The sequence below is a fragment of the Streptomyces katrae genome (assembly GCF_000966975.1).
Taxonomy (GTDB): Bacteria; Actinomycetota; Actinomycetes; order Streptomycetales; family Streptomycetaceae; genus Streptomyces; species Streptomyces katrae.
On the sequence record NZ_JZWV01000024.1, the window covers coordinates 24210 to 39386 of the forward strand.

The 15177-nt window shown below is 70.8% G+C and carries 16 protein-coding genes; 10 read left to right on the plus strand and 6 right to left on the minus strand.

The features are described from left to right. Positions 1 to 128 precede the first annotated feature (128 nt). From VR44_RS01860 to VR44_RS01885, 6 genes are all read left to right on the plus strand, one after another. On the plus strand, positions 129 to 1313 hold the full coding sequence (locus VR44_RS01860) for an acyltransferase family protein (protein ID WP_045945554.1): 1185 nt from the start codon (positions 129 to 131) through the stop codon (positions 1311 to 1313). Then, complete coding sequence (locus VR44_RS01865; RefSeq protein WP_045945555.1) at positions 1310 to 2551, plus strand: flavin-containing monooxygenase; 1242 nt, start codon at positions 1310 to 1312, stop codon at positions 2549 to 2551. Before VR44_RS01860 ends, VR44_RS01865 begins: the two co-directional genes overlap by 4 nt. After that, positions 2548 to 3528, plus strand: a complete 981-nt coding sequence (locus VR44_RS01870) for a 3-oxoacyl-ACP synthase III family protein (RefSeq protein WP_045945556.1) — start codon at positions 2548 to 2550, stop codon at positions 3526 to 3528. Before VR44_RS01865 ends, VR44_RS01870 begins: the two co-directional genes overlap by 4 nt. Positions 3529 to 3563: 35 nt before the next feature. Continuing rightward, positions 3564 to 4796: a cytochrome P450 gene (locus tag VR44_RS01875; RefSeq protein ID WP_045945557.1), complete on the plus strand. Its 1233-nt coding sequence runs from the start codon at positions 3564 to 3566 to the stop codon at positions 4794 to 4796. Beyond that, positions 4793 to 5620 (plus strand): aldo/keto reductase, encoded by an 828-nt coding sequence (locus VR44_RS01880; RefSeq protein ID WP_045945558.1) that lies wholly within the window; start codon positions 4793 to 4795, stop codon positions 5618 to 5620. The genes VR44_RS01875 and VR44_RS01880 overlap by 4 nt, the downstream gene beginning before the upstream one ends. A 136-nt stretch (positions 5621 to 5756) precedes the next feature. Next, on the plus strand, positions 5757 to 6428 hold the full coding sequence (locus VR44_RS01885) for a lysophospholipid acyltransferase family protein (protein WP_045945559.1): 672 nt from the start codon (positions 5757 to 5759) through the stop codon (positions 6426 to 6428). A gap of 56 nt (positions 6429 to 6484) precedes the next feature. Here VR44_RS01885 and fabG read toward each other — a convergent pair whose 3' ends face one another. The 6 genes from fabG to VR44_RS01915 all read right to left on the minus strand — a co-directional run bounded on the left by fabG (position 6485) and on the right by VR44_RS01915 (position 11384). Further along, complete coding sequence (gene fabG / locus VR44_RS01890) at positions 6485 to 7231, minus strand: 3-oxoacyl-[acyl-carrier-protein] reductase (RefSeq protein ID WP_045945560.1); 747 nt, start codon at positions 7229 to 7231, stop codon at positions 6485 to 6487. 3 nt (positions 7232 to 7234) lie between these two features. Further along, the gene (locus VR44_RS01895) at positions 7235 to 7492 is read right to left on the minus strand and encodes an acyl carrier protein (RefSeq protein WP_045945561.1); all 258 of its coding nucleotides are present in this window, start codon (positions 7490 to 7492) and stop codon (positions 7235 to 7237) included. Between the two features lie 104 nt (positions 7493 to 7596). Then, complete coding sequence (locus VR44_RS01900) at positions 7597 to 8580, minus strand: beta-ketoacyl synthase N-terminal-like domain-containing protein (protein WP_052713422.1); 984 nt, start codon at positions 8578 to 8580, stop codon at positions 7597 to 7599. Continuing rightward, the gene (locus tag VR44_RS01905; protein WP_045945562.1) at positions 8577 to 9749 is read right to left on the minus strand and encodes a beta-ketoacyl-[acyl-carrier-protein] synthase family protein; all 1173 of its coding nucleotides are present in this window, start codon (positions 9747 to 9749) and stop codon (positions 8577 to 8579) included. The genes VR44_RS01900 and VR44_RS01905 overlap by 4 nt, the downstream gene beginning before the upstream one ends. Before the next feature lie 5 nt (positions 9750 to 9754). Further along, positions 9755 to 10432 carry a lysophospholipid acyltransferase family protein gene (locus tag VR44_RS01910; RefSeq protein WP_245691582.1) on the minus strand — a complete coding sequence of 226 codons (678 nt, stop codon included), beginning with the start codon at positions 10430 to 10432 and terminating at the stop codon, positions 9755 to 9757. 82 nt (positions 10433 to 10514) lie between these two features. Next, a complete protein-coding gene (locus tag VR44_RS01915) occupies positions 10515 to 11384 on the minus strand; it encodes a sterol desaturase family protein (RefSeq protein ID WP_245691583.1) in 870 nt (289 codons plus the stop codon). 283 nt (positions 11385 to 11667) lie between these two features. Between VR44_RS01915 and VR44_RS01920 the strand changes: the two genes are divergently transcribed. From VR44_RS01920 to VR44_RS01935, 4 genes are all read left to right on the plus strand, one after another. Next, the gene (locus VR44_RS01920) at positions 11668 to 12654 is read left to right on the plus strand and encodes an isocitrate lyase/phosphoenolpyruvate mutase family protein (protein ID WP_094191370.1); all 987 of its coding nucleotides are present in this window, start codon (positions 11668 to 11670) and stop codon (positions 12652 to 12654) included. Beyond that, the gene (gene aepY, locus VR44_RS01925; RefSeq protein ID WP_045945565.1) at positions 12651 to 13775 is read left to right on the plus strand and encodes a phosphonopyruvate decarboxylase; all 1125 of its coding nucleotides are present in this window, start codon (positions 12651 to 12653) and stop codon (positions 13773 to 13775) included. The genes VR44_RS01920 and aepY overlap by 4 nt, the downstream gene beginning before the upstream one ends. Beyond that, on the plus strand, positions 13772 to 14938 hold the full coding sequence (locus VR44_RS01930; RefSeq protein ID WP_094191371.1) for a pyridoxal-phosphate-dependent aminotransferase family protein: 1167 nt from the start codon (positions 13772 to 13774) through the stop codon (positions 14936 to 14938). The genes aepY and VR44_RS01930 overlap by 4 nt, the downstream gene beginning before the upstream one ends. A 50-nt stretch (positions 14939 to 14988) precedes the next feature. After that, positions 14989 to 15177, plus strand: a 189-nt coding sequence (locus VR44_RS01935) for an FAD/NAD(P)-binding protein (RefSeq protein WP_045945566.1), incomplete at its 3' end; no start/stop codon positions are given.

The window sequence follows — 15177 nt, forward strand, 5'->3', positions numbered from 1 at the left end:
CAATGGTCATAGTGGGCGCACGAGAGACAACCGATAGAGATACGTGGGTGAATATGCTGACCTCTGCAGAGGTGACGGCCGAAGCGCGTCCTGCCCGGCGACCACAAGCACCGCCGTTGCTCGACTCATTGACCGGGCTGCGTGGGCTGGCCGCGATCCTGGTGTTCGGATTTCACTTCACGACATTCCAGTTCGTCTTCGGCCCGACGGGCGGCCTGGAGTTCGCCCCGCTGACGCGTCCCCGCTTCCTCACCATGAGCGGGAACTTCGCGGTGGGCAGCTTCTTCATCCTCAGCGGTTTCGTCCTGGCCCTCACCACACGTGAGGGGACGAGCCTCGCCAACTTCTGCGCCAAGCGCGTCGGGAAGCTGTATCCGGTCTACTTCGTCACGACCGCGCTGGCCATCGGTGCCATCGTGGTGCTCGGGATGCCGATCACCACGGAAAACATCGTCCTGCACCTGACGCTGCTGCAGTCGTGGGTCCCCTTCCAGGAGATCTACACCGGCGTCAACCCGGTCACCTGGTCGCTGAGCACCGAAGCCTTCTTCTATCTGCTGTTCCCGCTCGCGCTGTTCGTCGTGCAGCGCTTGAGCACGCGGGCCCTGTACTGGGTTCTCGGTACCGCCGTCTTCCTCGAGTTCGCGCTGCCGCTGTACGTGATGCACTACTTCACGGTGAAGACCTCGGGCGGCCACCTGCAGTACTTCAGCACCGGGTCCCAGGGCGGCGACCTGGTCTACTGGCTCACCCTCCCCTTCCCGCCCTACCGCTTCCTCGAGTTCCTCGTCGGCATGGTGTGCTGCGTCCTCCTCAACCGGGGAGTGCTCCCGACGATCCGGCAGAGGTGGGCGTGGGCCTGGTGCGCGGTCGCCTACGTGATCGGTACCTACCTGGACGGTCCCCTCCAGCGCACGGCGGTGGGCCTCGTCGCGCTGCCCTTCCTGGTGGTGGCCCTGGCACAGGCCGATCTCGCGGGCCGCTGGTCGCTGCTGCGCGGGAAGGTCTTCGTGGGGCTGGGGAAGCTGTCCTACGGCATGTACGCGATCCAGCTCCTGGTGGTCCTGCCGTCCGAGCCCTTCGTCATGCGCTGGCTTTCGTCCCTGTTCGGGGTCTCCGCGTCCACCCTCGGCGAGCCGCTGTGGAAGGTGCTGGTCATGGCTGCCTACTTCGGCGTCGTGATCCTCCTGTCGGTGCCGATCTACCGGTACATCGAGGTGCCGGCCTATGACTTCGCCAAGCGGCTGTACCGGTCCCGGAAGGGTTCGCCGATGTTCGCCGCACCGGAGTCCGCCGGAAAGCCGGCCCTGTGAAGGTCTGCGTGATCGGCTCCGGGATCTTCGGCATCGCGGCCGTCCGGGAAATCTCACGGCACCTTCCGGAGTGGTCCGTGCACTGGGTGTCGGAGGACCCCGAGGCCGGCGGCCTGTGGAACACCGCCTCGAAGCGGAGCCGCGTGTACGACACGCTGTTCCTCAACACCTCGCGGCAGCGCAGCGCCTTCACCGGCACCGCGATACCGGCCGAGCCGTCGGTCCACTTCGTCCACCACTCGCTCTACTCGGCCTACCTCGCCGAAGTGGCCGCCGGGTGTCAGGGCCCGCAGCGCCACTGGGAGTGCCGGGTGGACTCGGTGTCCGCCCGGGAGGGCGGCGGCTGGCTCGTACGGTGGCACGACCGCACCGGGGCCGGGACGGAGGAGGAGTTCGACGCCGTCGTCGACGCCACCGGCCACAACGTCGAGCCCGTGTGGCCGGACGTGCCGCGCGCGGCCGGAACGACGTACGCGCTCAGCCACTCCGCCGAGTACAGGAACGCCGAGCCGTACCGCGGCAAGCGGGTCCTCGTCATCGGCAACGGCGCCTCGGCCGTGGACATCGCGTGCGAGCTCACCTCCGCCGCATCGCGGGTGGAGATCAGCATCAGGACCCCGAAGTGGTACCTGCCCAAGGTGCTGCTGGGCAAGCCGATCGACCACTCGGGCGGCGGGCTGAGCCACGCCCCGCTGGTGGGCCGCGTGATCGCCAGGGTGGGCGAGTCGGTCGTCCGCCGCGTGGTGGGCTCCTACGACTCCTTCGGGCTGGAGGTCCCGAGGAGCCCGCTCGCCGTTTCGACACCGGTGCTGAGCGACCACTTCCTCCCCCACCTCAGCCACGGCCGTCTCCACGCGCGCACCGGCGTCGTCGCCCTGGAACAGGAGTCCGTCCGCTTCGCCGACGGAACCGAGGGCACGTTCGACGCGGTCATCGCGGCGACGGGGTTCCAGGACGCCTCCCCGCACCTGCCCGCCGACGTGCGCGACACGCTCAGCCGCCGCCGGCTCGGCCTGTCCCTGGAGGCACCGGGATCGCCGGGGCTGTACCTCCTCAACCGCTTCCGCTGCGGTGACTCGGCGGTCAAGTGCGCCGAAGTCCAGGCCGCAGCCGTCGCCCGCTGCCTTCCGGGTTCACGCTCCCGCTCCGGCGCACCGCCGGTCCTGGCAGGTCCGGAGGTCCCCGGAGGCCGGATAACCGCACGCACTCTACGGAAGGTCTACGAGGCATACCGATGAAGACAAGGCCGGGGAAGCTGGGTGCCGTCGGGCTGGGCTGGTACGTGCCCGAGCGGCGCATCGACAACGAGACGATCTCACGGTGGTGCGACGTGACCCCGGAGTGGATCACCGGGCGCACCGGGGTGGAGGAACGCCGCTACGCCCACGACGGAGAGCCGACCTCCGCGATGGCGGCCCGGGCTCTCGCCATGGCCCTGGAGGACGCCGGACTGCGCGGCGGCGACCTGGCCGCCGTCATCGTCTGCACCTCCACCCCGGACCAACCGCAGCCGCCCACGGCGGCGTTCGTCCTCGCCGAACTCGGGCTGCGCGACATACCGGCCTTCGACGTCAACGGGGTGTGCGCCGGGTTCCTCTACGGCCTGGGCGCTGCCGACGGATGGCGCAGGCGCGGACCGGTGGCCCTCATCGGCGCCGACAAGTACTCGACCATCCTCAACCCGCTGGACCGCAGGACCGTGAGCCTCTTCGGCGACGGGGCGGGGGCGGTCGTCCTCGACGCCCTGCCCGCCGGCGCCGAGGGCGTCGGCGTGGTGGCGAGGTGCCGGCCCGAGCACGTGAACCTGGTGGGCGTACGCGGCGGCGGCAGCCGCCTGCCGCTCCGGAACGCGCGCGAACCCCTGGCGGACCGGTTCGAGATGGACGGGCGGGGGGTCGTCGCCTGGGCGGAGTCCGCCCTCCCACCGGTGGCGGCCCAGGCGTGCGCCGAGGCCGGCGTGACGCCGGCGGACATCGACCGGTTCGTGTTCCACCAGGGCAGCGGCCGGATGGTGGAGTTCTGCGCCAAGTGGCTCGACGTGCCCATGGACAAGGTGGCGGTGTCGGCGGACCGGTTCGGCAACACGGGCGCCGCCTCGATCCCTTTGACGCTCGCCAGGGAGGCCGGAGCGGGACGCATCACCCGGGGCGACCGCGTGATGATCGCCGGACTCGGCGGGGGGACCGCGGCCTGCGCCACGGTCGTCACGTGGTGAACCGGCAGGCAACTACGGAATTCAAGGTGAGACTGATGACAATTGACACGAGCACCGGCACGACCGACCTTCCGCGACTGCCGCAGGGAGCGCCCGCGGGGTGTCCCTACGCCCCGCCGGAGTCGATGGCATCGCTCCGGGACACCGCTCCGCTGACGCGGGTGGTGCTCCCCGACGGGGAGCCGGCCTGGCTCGCCACGAGCTACGAACTCGTACGGGAGGTCCTCACCCACCCGGGGTTCAGCGCCAACCCGAAGGCCGAGGGCTTTCCCCGGTGGAACCTGCCGGGGGGCACCGACCTGCCGGTGAGCATGACGCACGCGGATCCGCCGGTGCACACCCAGCTGCGCGCGCTGGTGTCCGGCGAGTTCACCCCCCGGCGCATCCGGCGGCTGCGCCCCGACATCGAGCGCATCACCCTCGAACGTTGCGCCGCCATCGAGGCGCTGCCCCAACCCGTCGACCTGGTCGCCGAGTTCGCCACCCCCATCCCGGCCCTCGTGATCAGTCTGCTGCTCGGCGTGCCCGCCGACGACCTGGCCGGCTTCGAGCGGAACATCCGCCTCGTCCTCGCCCACGACGACCTGGAATCGAGCGAACGCGACCAGGCCAAGCTCGAACTGCTGTCCGCCGTGACCAAGCTGATCGCGGACAAGCGCGCCCGGGCGGACGACGACCTCCTGAGCAAACTGATCACCGAGAACCCGGACATGGGCGACATGGAGCTGGTGTCGTTCGTGGCACTGATGCTGTTCGCCGGGTTCTCCACCACCGCGCACATGATCGAGCTCAGCGCTCTGACGCTGATCCAGCGGCCGGATCTCGCGGAGCGGGCGCGGGGCGACCTGTCGGTCATCCCGGCCCTGGTGGACGAGCTGCTGCGCTACCACTCGATCTCCCGGGACTCGCCGAGGAGGGCGGCGCTCGAGGACATCGAGCTGGGCGGGGTCACGATCCCCGCGGGCGAGGGCGTCATCGCCTCGGTCCAGGCGGCCAACTGGGACGGGTCCGCGTTCCCCGAGCCCGACGAGATCGACCTCGACAGGCCCCGCACGCCGCGGCACCTCGCCTTCGGCCACGGGATCCACGTGTGCCTGGGGGCGGCCCTGGCCAAGCTCGAACTCGAGGTGGTCCTGGAGGAACTCGTCACGCGCTACCCGAACATGAGGCTGGCGATCCCGGACGAGGAGATCCGGTTCCGGACCACGACCCATCTCCACGGGTGCTATGCGCTGCCGGTGGACCTCGGGCTGGAGGCCGGTGCGTGAAGCCCACCGTGACCCTCAACCAGGGTCTGGACGTCCCCCGGCTCGGTCTGGGCATGTGGCAGATCCCGGACGGTGACGCCGAGTCCCTCGTGGGCACCGCGCTGGAGGCCGGCTATCGCGGCATCGACACCGCCACCAGCTACCGCAACGAACGCGGCGTCGGCGCCGCCGTGGCCGCGTCCGGCATCCCGCGCGACGAGATCGTCGTCACGACCAAGCTCTGGAACAGCGACCACGGCACCGACGAGGCGCTGCGGGCCTTCGACGCCAGCCTCGAACGGCTCGGCATGGACCGGGTCGACATCTACCTCATCCACTGGCCGCTTCCGCTGCGGGACCGGTACCTGGAGACCTGGCGCGTCCTGGAGAAGCTCCACGCCGAGGGACGGATACGCGCGATCGGCGTCTCCAACTTCACCGCCGGCCAGCTCACCCGGCTCATGGACCGCTGCGACATCGTCCCCGCCGTCAACCAGGTCGAGCTCCATCCCGCCTTCCAGCAGGCACAGCTGCGTGAGTTCCACGCCGCGCACGGCATCGCCACACAGGCGTGGAGCCCGCTCGGGTCAGGGCAGGGGCTCCTCGACCTGCCGGTACTGGGCGAGATCGCACGGGCACACGGCCGCTCGCCGGCACAGGTGGTGATCCGCTGGCACCTGCAACTGGGCAACCTCGTGATCCCCAGGTCGTCCGCGGCCGCCAGGATCAGGGAGAACTTCGACGTCTTCGACTTCTCCCTGGACGAGCACGAGATGGCCAGGATCGCCTCGCTCGACACCGGTCAGCGGCGGGGACCCGATCCCGACACCTTCGACTACGGATAGGTCCGCCGCTCGGCGGCGGACGAAGGCAAGAGCGCTGTCACGGCGCGCACGCGGCGGCTCACGGCGGTGGTACCGGCTGTGGGCCGCCGCGGAGCGAGGGCCGCGCAGATCACACGAGTCACAGAGGAACAAGGCGATGATGTATGAGCACGTGAAGCGGCTGTCCGGACCGGTGCTGCGTGCCGCGGTACGGCTCGAAGCCGCGGGCCTGGAGAATGTGCCGCGGTCGAACGGCGCCATCCTCGCGTCCAACCACCTGTCCATCGTGGACTCCACGTTCCTGCCGCTGGTGCTGGACCGGCAGGTGACCTTCATGGCGAAGTCGGAATACTTCGCGGGAGGCCCCTGGCCGATGCGGATCATCTCGTCCTTCATGCAGGGCAGTGGTCAGGTGCCGGTCGACCGCGAGAACCAGCGGGCGGCCGTGGCCTCGCTCGACGCGTGTCTTCGCGTGGTCAAGGACGGCGGCGTCTTCTGCATCTACCCCGAGGGCACGCGCTCCCCGGACGGCCGGCTCTACCGGGCCAAGACGGGCGTGGCATGGCTGGCTCTCACGTCCGGCGCGCCCGTGGTGCCGGTGGCCATGAGCGGCACCGACCGCGTCCTGCCGCCCAGGCGCGCGATTCCGCGTCCGGCCAAGGTCAAGGTCACCTTCGGCAGGCCCGTCGACCTCTCCGCGTACGAGGGCTCCGCCGGCGACGCCCGCGCCCGCAGGGCCGTCTCCGACCTGATCACGCGGAGCATCGCGGAGGTCTCCGGCCAGGAGTACGTGCCCGTCTACGCGGCGAAGGTGAAGGAGCAGGGCTGACGGCCCACGTGGCGAAGGGCCCGCGCGCCGTGAGGCCGCGGGCCCTTCGCCACGTGTCAGTCGGGGATTCCGCCGTCGACGTGGAGCACGTGCCCGGTGATGTACGAGGAGCGGGGCGAAGCGAGGAACGCGACCGCCTCCGCCACCTCCTGCGCGGTTCCCAGCCTTCCGACCGGGATCTTCTTCACCGTGCGGTCGCGAACCGCCTCGCTCACCGAGTCGGTCATGTCCGTCGCGATGAAGCCGGGCGCCACGACGTTGGCGCGCACGCCGAACCGGCCCACCTCCTTCGCCAGTGACTTGGTGAACCCGATGATCCCGGCCTTCGAGGCCGCGTAGTTCGTCTGCGCCGCGTTGCCGTACACACCCGTCACCGAGGAGATGGTGACGATGCTGCCGGTACCCCGCTTCATGAACTCGAAGATCGCCGCACGGCACACGTTGTAGGTGCCCGTCAGGTTCGTCTCGATGACGGTGTTCCAGTCCTCCGCCTGCATCCTCAGCAGCGGTGCGTCACGGATGACCCCGGCGTTGGACACCAGGACGTCGATGGGTCCCAGGGTGTCCTCGGTCTGCCTCAGGTACGCGCGTACCGCCGCCTCGTCGGTCACGTCGACCCGGGTGGCCGACACCCGGACGCCGTGCTCCTCGGCGAGGCGCTCGATGTCCGCGGCCGCGTCCGACGCCGTCTGGAAGCAGTAGCCGACGTGGTAGCCGTCGGCCAGCAGCCGTTCCACCACGGCCCGTCCGATGCCCCGGGACCCGCCGGTGACGACGGCGACACGGGAGGTGTTCTCAGCCATGGTTCATGCGCTTTCGAGCTTGTTCGCCAGCAGGCTGTGGGTGCTCCGCAGCGAGCGGACCTCCTTCATGTGCTCTTCCCCGATCTTGACCTGGTACCTGCGCTCCAGGGAGACCAGGATCTCCAGCGCCAGCAGGGAGTCCATGTCCAGGTCCTCGACGAAGTCGGCGTCGTCGGTCACCTCGGCGGTGTCGATGTCGAGGATGTTCGCGATCGTCTCGCGGAGGTCCTCGAGGTCCAGTGCGAGGGATTGCTGCGCCATGTCGGCTCTCTTTCTCGTGTCGTGTGCTGCGTGATGGGGTGCCGCGGGACGGAGTGTCCGGTGGGTCCGCCCCGCGGCGCGTAGGGGCGGTGCGCCCCAGGCCTTCAGCCGGTCTGCCGTGGTGGTCCGGGCAGCGGCTCCGTGGTCGTCATGGCGATGGCGACGTTGCCTTCCCTGGCCGCGGTGACCACCAGCCGGGCGCGCCCGCGACCGGAGCTGACGCCGTCGGCGAGCAGTGCCACGGCCTCCAGTGACCCGGCGCGCGGTACGTCGGCCCCCGGGGGCACGTCGGGTCCCCTCCGGCCGCGGACGGCGTCCGAGACGACCCGTGCGACCGGCGATCCGTCCGTGACCAGCCGGACGTCGGTTCCGTCGGCCCCGGCGAGCCCGGCCGTGACGGCGTCGAGGGCTGAGACCACGGTCCGCTGCGCCCGCTCGCGGCCTGCGGCCGTCGTCAGCGCACGCGGCGGCAGGAACAGCAGGCACGACCGCAACAGCGTCGTCCCGGGCGCGGCCGATGCGCGGGGGCGCAGTACGAGGAGGGCGGCGCCGGTTTCGGGCAGCGCGTCGGCCGCGTAGGGATCCGGCGCCTCGGTCGCGCCGGCGAGTACGGCGTCCGCCCGCCCGCCCGCCACTTCGTGGGCGGCCAGGTGCAGCGCCTCCACACCGGCCACCCGTGGTGAGGTGACCGTCAGGTTGAAGCCCTTGAGCAGGTGCTCGGTGGAGAGCCGGGCGCCGACCAGGTTCACCGAGAAGAAGGGCGCCGTCATGGGGCTGACGAAGTCGGCCCCCTCGGTCCGGGTCGTCCGGTCGATGACGGAGTGCAGCTCCGCCACGGCGCTGTTCGTCCCGACCACGGCGCCGCGCCGCTCCTCGGGGCACCGCTCCAGCAGACCGTCGCTGCCCGCGACCGCCGCCCTCGCCGCCGCCAGCAGGTACTGGCACGCCTCGGGGAGGTATTTGTAGCCGCGCGGACCCAGCTGCGACCTGTGGTCGAACCAGGCCGCGCCGGGTGCGAGGCCGGCGGGCGGCAGGGTGACCCCGACGCCGCTCACCGCCGCCTCGGCGACGTGGGGGCGAGCGGTCACGGGAGTCCTCCGTCGAGCACGAGCGACACGTTGCTGCCGCCGAAGGCATAGGAATTGATCAGCACGCCCGGTCGTGGCAGCGGTGTCGGGCCGTCCTGCGGGAGCCACACGTCGCACGCCGGGTCCTGCCGTGCCAGGGCGATGTTCGGCGGCACCTGCCCGTGCCGCAGGACGAGGGCCCCGCAGACCGCGCTGAAGGCGGCCGCGGCACCGGCCGTGTGCCCGATGAAGGCCTTGAGGCTGAACAGCGGTGTGGAATCGCAGCGCTGGCCCAGCACGTCGCGCAGGGTCTCCGACTCCAGCAGGTCGTTCGGCTGGGTCCCCGTGCCGTGCGGGATCACGCAGCCGATCGCCTCGGGTCCGCACCCCGCGTCCCGCAGCGCCTCCCGCGCCGCACGCACCAGCTGGCGGCGGCCCGGGTCGGGCGCGGTGGTGTGGTAGGCGTCGCAGCTCCACGCGGTACCGGACAGCCTGCCGTACGTACGGCGGCCCGCCGCCGCACGGGCGGACTGCACGACGAGCATGGCCGCGCCCTCGCCGAAAACGGTCCCCTTGCGGTCGGCTTCGAAGGGGCGGCAGCCGTCGGGGTCGATCGCGCCCAGCCGGTCGAAGGCGGCGATCGGCACCCCGGCGCTCCCTTCGGCCCCGCCGACCAGCACGGTCTCCGCCTCACCGCGCCGGACGAGGTCCATCGCGACGCTCAGGGCGTAGCCGCTGGCGGCGCAGGCGTTGCTCACGCTGATGTTCGCCCCGAAGGAGCCCAGCGCGTCGCCGACGGCCGAGGCGACGGAGAAGGACGGCGTCCATACCGCGTCATCGGGCACGCCCGCGCGGAAGGCGTCCTCCCGTTCCTCGCACACCCCTATGGCGGTGGCGATCACCACGGCCATGCCGGCGACCTCTTCGCCGGTGAGGCCCGCGTCCACGACCGCCTGGCGGGCGGCGTGCAGGGCGAACCGCGAGACCCGGCCCCGGGTGGCGTCGTCCTCGGCGTGCGCCGACGCGTCGGTGGCGGGCGGAACCTGGTAGGCGAGGGGAGCGCGGACCTGTCCGGTCAGCGACTCCACCGGCGTGGGACCGCTCCGGCCGGCGTGCAGGCCCTTCCAGAAGGCCTCGGGTCCGTCGCCGAGGCAGCTGATGGCACCGAGGCCGGTGATGAAGACATCCATGTCCGTCAGCCGCCCGCGGTCGCTTCGGCGGGGGGCGTGCTCCTGGGGGCGTACCGGTGCACGTACTCCAGGCCGGCGAGCGTGTGCACCTGTTCCATGACGGAGTCGGTGACCAGCCTGCGGACCTTGTAGTCGCCCTCGCGCCCGGCGAACTCGGGGAAGGTCATGGGCGAGCCGAAGTGCATGTCGAACCGGGTGACCCGCCACATCAGCCTGCCCAGTGGCTGCACGCGATCGGTTCCGGCCAGGCCGCAGGGGACCACCGGCGCGCCGGTGGCGAGCGCCAGCCAGCCCACCCCGGCGCGGCCGCGGTAGACGCGTCCGTCGGGGGACCGGGTGCCCTCGGGGTGGATCCCGAAGATGCGTCCCTCACGCAGCACCTCCTCGGCGCGCTTGAGGGCGTCCACGCCGCCCGCTCCGCCGTCGCGCTTCACCGGGACGAAGCCGAGGACATGGAGGAGCTTCACGCGCAGCCGGTCCCGCAGCCCCGTGCCGTCGAGCCGCTCGGCCTTCCCGATGAACCAGACGGGCCGCTTGGCCATGAGGGAGATCAGGACGTGGTCGCAGAAGGAGAGGTGGTTGGCCGCGATGATGCAGGGACCGGAGTCCGGGATGTTCCCGAGGCCGCTGATGCGTGGCCGGAACACCAGGCGCAGGAGCAGGGCGAGTACGGCCCTCAACATCGAACGGAACATCGGTCCCCTCTGAGTCTTGTGCTGCGTCGTGCCGTGAAGGATGCGGTGGGCGGGGTGGGCCGGGGCGGGGTCAGTCGGCGGCCGCTGCGGTACCGGAGGCGGAGCCGGCGACCGCGTTCGCCCGCGTCTCGCCGGGGCGCCACCCCGGGGGGCCGAAGACGTAGCCGAGGCGGTGGCGCCAGGTGCGCGCCTGACGGACGTCCCGGATCATGTTGGCGAACTCGTGCACCTGGATCTTCCAGATGTTGTACGTCTCGATCTGCTTCGTCAGCCCATAGGTGGGCCGGCCCATTTCGGCCTGGAAAGTGCCGAACATCCGGTCCCAGATGATCAGGATGCTGGAGAAGTTCTTGTCGATGTACTCCGGCTCGATGCCGTGGTGGACGCGGTGGTGCGACGGCGTCACCAGGAGGAACTCGATCGGCCTGGGCAGCTTGCGGATCTTCTCGGTGTGGGCGAAGAGCCCGTAGAGGAGGTGGACCGACTGCGTGGCGAAGACGAGCGCCGGGTGCACTCCGAGCAGCGGAAGCGGCAGCCAGATCATCTTCTCGAACCACTGCGCCCACTTGCGGCGCAGTGCCGTGGACAGGTTGAAGTACTGGCTGGAGTGGTGGACCTGGTGCCCCGCCCAGATCAACCGGATCGCGTGGGACGCCCGGTGGTTCCAGTAGAGGAGGAAGTCCACCCCGAAGAAGAGCACCACCCAGGTGCCCCAGAAGGACGGCGACAGGTGGAAGGGCGCCACGTACTCGTAGACCGGCACGTACAGCGCGAGCGCCACGACGCGCATGAGGGTGGACCACCCCAGCGCTCCCAGCCCGGTCACGATGCTGGCGGTGTGGTCCTTGAGGTCGTAGCCCGTCAGTTCCTCGTCATCGCTGAACCGGATGGCCACCAGTTCGATCACGATCAGCAGGGCCACCGCCGGTATGGAATACACGGCCGGATCGTGCAATCGCTCCACTATTTGGTCGAACATCGCCATCCCTTCTATCGCCTGGCACCGCTCGGATAAACCCTGCGAAGCGGCTCCTCAGCCATATTCACACAACGCCCTTAAATCACTCCTACTTGCTGTGCTGGGGTGCTGCTAAACCATCACTTAAGACCTGATGACGTGGGGCCTTGTTCTCGTTTTCCCGGTGGGGCGACTGGCCGTAAGCTCTCGCCAGGTCAATGTCGCCCGGCCTCTCTTCGATAACTCGCGCAGCGGGAGAACCGTTATGAATGGAACAGCAGAAATCGAGCAGCAGAACGGCGGCAGGGCAGGCTACGGCGGCCACAAAAGTGCCGCGCGCCTTCGCGCCCTGTTCGAACGCCCGGGTGTGGTACGGATCGTCGGCGCCCACAATCCGCTGGGCGCACGCCTCGCCGAACGGGCCGGCTTCGACGGCGTCTGGTCGAGCGGTCTGGAGATCTCGGCATCGCAGGGCGTGCCGGACACCGACATCCTCACGATGAGCGAACTGCTCTCGGTGGCCGGGTCGATGGCGGCGGCCGTCGAGGTCCCCGTCATCGCCGACGCCGACGCCGGCTACGGCAACGCGCACAACGTGATGAACATGGTCCGCCGCTACGAGGCGGCCGGCATCGCCGGCATATCGATCGAGGACAAGCGCTTCCCGAAGGTCAACAGCTTCATCCCCGGCCGGCAGGAGCTCGCCCCCATCGGCGAGTTCTGCGGCAAGCTGGCCGCGGCCAAGGAGGCCCAGCGCGACCCGGACTTCATGGTGATCGCCCGGATCGAGGCGCTCATCGCCGGTCAGGGCATGGAGGAAGCGCTGCGGCGCGGTGAGGCATACGTCCAGGCCGGCGCCGACGCGGTGTTGATCCACGCGAAGAGCGACTCGCCCGAGCCGGTGCTGGAGTTCCTCACCTCGTGGCGGCAGCCCACGCCCGTGGTGGTCGTGCCGACCACCTACCACACCATCACGGCCGCCGAACTCGGCGCCGCGGGCGCCAAGATGGTCATCTACGCCAACCACGGCCTGCGCGCCGGGATCACCGCGGTCAGCGACACCTTCAGGACCATTCTCCAGGACGGCCGCACCACGGGGGTCGAGGAGCGGATCGCACCGCTCGCCACCGTCTTCGACCTGCAGGGCATGAGCGAGCAGAAGCGGAACGAGGCCCGTTTCATCGCCGCCTACGAGACCGGGCCCGAGGAGGACCTCATGCCGGTCGGCGCCGAGCGGGCGGCGCGGCGATGAGCGCGACCACCGTTCTCGGCCTCGACGCGGCGACCGTCGTCGACCTGGTGCGCGAGCGCGGATTCGGGCCGTTCACCGGGGTGCCCTGCTCGTACCTGGGCCCGGTCATAAGCTGTCTGCAGGACCGGTGTCCGCAGGAGTACCTCATCGCCGCGAATGAGGGCGAGGCGGTGGCCGTGGCCGCCGGTGCTCGGCTCGCCGGGCGCACGCCGGTGGTGATATTGCAGAATTCCGGGCTCGGCAACGCCGTCAACCCGCTGACCTCGCTGTGCCACACGCTCCGGCTCCCGGTCCTGCTCTTCGTCACCTGGCGCGGCCGGCCCGGCTCCCCCGACGAGCCGCAGCACGAGCTGATGGGCGAGATCACCCCCCAGATGCTGACGGCCATGCGGATCAGGAACGAGATCCTCCCCGACGAACCCGCCGCGCTGGCGGCCCGGCTCGACGAGGCCAAGGCCCATATGGAGGCCACCGGGCTGCCCTTCGCCTTCGTCGTCCCCAAGGGAGCCGTCGCCCCGTACGCCGCCGGCCCACCGCCCCATGAGCGCGGTGACCTGATGCCGCGCGCCGAGGCGATCGGCCGTGTCGTACAGAGCATGGACCGGGCCAGCTGCCTGGTCGCCACCACCGGCAAGACGGCCCGGGAGCTGGAGCGGGACTGGGACCGCGGGCGGAACCTGTACGTGGTCGGTTCGATGGGCTGCGCCTCCAGCGTCGCCCTCGGGGTGGCGCTGTACGCCAGGGACCGCAAGGTGGTGGTGCTCGACGGCGACGGCGCGGCGCTCATGCGGCTGGAGGCCATGGCCGCCATCGGTCGTCTGGCGCCGCCCAACCTGCTGCACGTCCTGCTCGACAACGAGGCGTACGAGTCCACCGGCGGGCAGCCCACCGCCTCCGCCGCGATCGACTTCGGCGCGATCGCGCGGGCCTGCGGCTATCGCGCGACCCATGACGTGACGAAGGCCGTCGAACTCACCGCCGCGGTGGCGGCCGCCCAGGGCGCCGGGGGCCCCCAGCTGATCCGGGTGCGGATCGCCTCCGGGTCCGATCCCCGGCTCGGCCGTCCGGCCCTGTCCCCGCCGGCTTCGGCGACCCGGTTCATGGAGGCGATCTCCGCATGACGTTCGGCATCACGCAGGGCCCGGCCCTCCGCTCCGGAGAAGACCCCGAGGCCGGCCCCGACGGACCGGCGCGCCGGCCGGTCCTGATGAACCCCGGGCCGGTGATGACACACGAGCGGGTCAGGTCCGCGCTCGCCGGACCCGACATGTGCCACCGGGAACCGGAGTTCTCCCGGCTGCTGACCCGGGTACGGCGCAAGACCACCGCGGTCTGCGGTGGGGGCGACGAGCACACGGCCGTGATGCTCACCGGCTCCGGCACCTGCGCGGTGGAGGCCGCGATCAGCTCCGCGGTCCCCGAGGCGGGCGGGCTGCTGGTCATCGACAACGGCCACTACGGCGAGCGGCTGCACCACATCGCGAGGGCGCACGCCGTCCGGACCCACCGCTGGGAACTCGGCTGGGGTACGCCGGTGGACCTCGGGGCGCTCGACCGGCTGCTGGCCGCGGATCCCGGGCTGACCCACGTGGGCGTGGTGCACCACGAGACGAGCACCGGCATGCTCAACGATGTGGCCGCAGTGACCGCGATCGCCCACGCCCACGGGCGCGAGGTCGTCGTGGACGCGGTCAGCAGCGTCGGAGCCGAGGCCCTCTCCCTGCGCGACGACGCCCCCGACTGGCTCGCCGGCTCGTCCAACAAGTGCCTGGAAGGAGCACCCGGGCTGAGCTTCGTCGCGGCCCGGAAGGCTGCCTTCGAGGCACTGGGCAGCGGACCGCGCCGCACCTACTACCTGGACCTGCACAGGCACTACCGGGCACAGGAAGAGGCCGCCGCCCCCGCCTTCACACCCGGCATCCCGGCCTTCTACGCCTTCGACGCCGCGCTCGACCTCGCCCTGGCGGAAGGCCGTGAAGCCCGTCTGGCCCGCTACACACGGCTCGCGCAGCAGCTGCGCGGCGGCCTTGAGGGGATGGGCTTGGAGATCCTCCTGCGGCCGGAGCACAGGGCCGCCGCGCTGACCGCCGTCCGCATCCCGCGCGGCCTGACCTACGCCGAACTCCATGGAGGGCTGCGACGGGACGGCTTCGTCATCTACAGCGCCCAGGAGCAGCTGGCCCAGGACTTCTTCCGGCTTTCGACCATGGGATGCATGACGGCCGGGGAGATCGGCTCCTTCCTCTCCGCCCTTGAACGCCTGATCACAGAACGCCATCGCTGACATCCGGTCGTTCCTCGGCGGACGATCGCATCCACGAAGAGAGGTACCCGGTGACCGCCGTCCAAGCAGCCGCCTCCGTGCAGCCCGCGCCGCCCTTCAAACTCGCGCTGGTCGGGGGCGGGCCACGCGCCACCTACCTCCTGGAGAGGCTGTCGGCGACCATCGGCCGGCTGGACGCGGGACGCAGACTGGAGGTGCACGTCTTCGAGCGCTCCGGCGCGTTCGGCGCGGGACAGGCC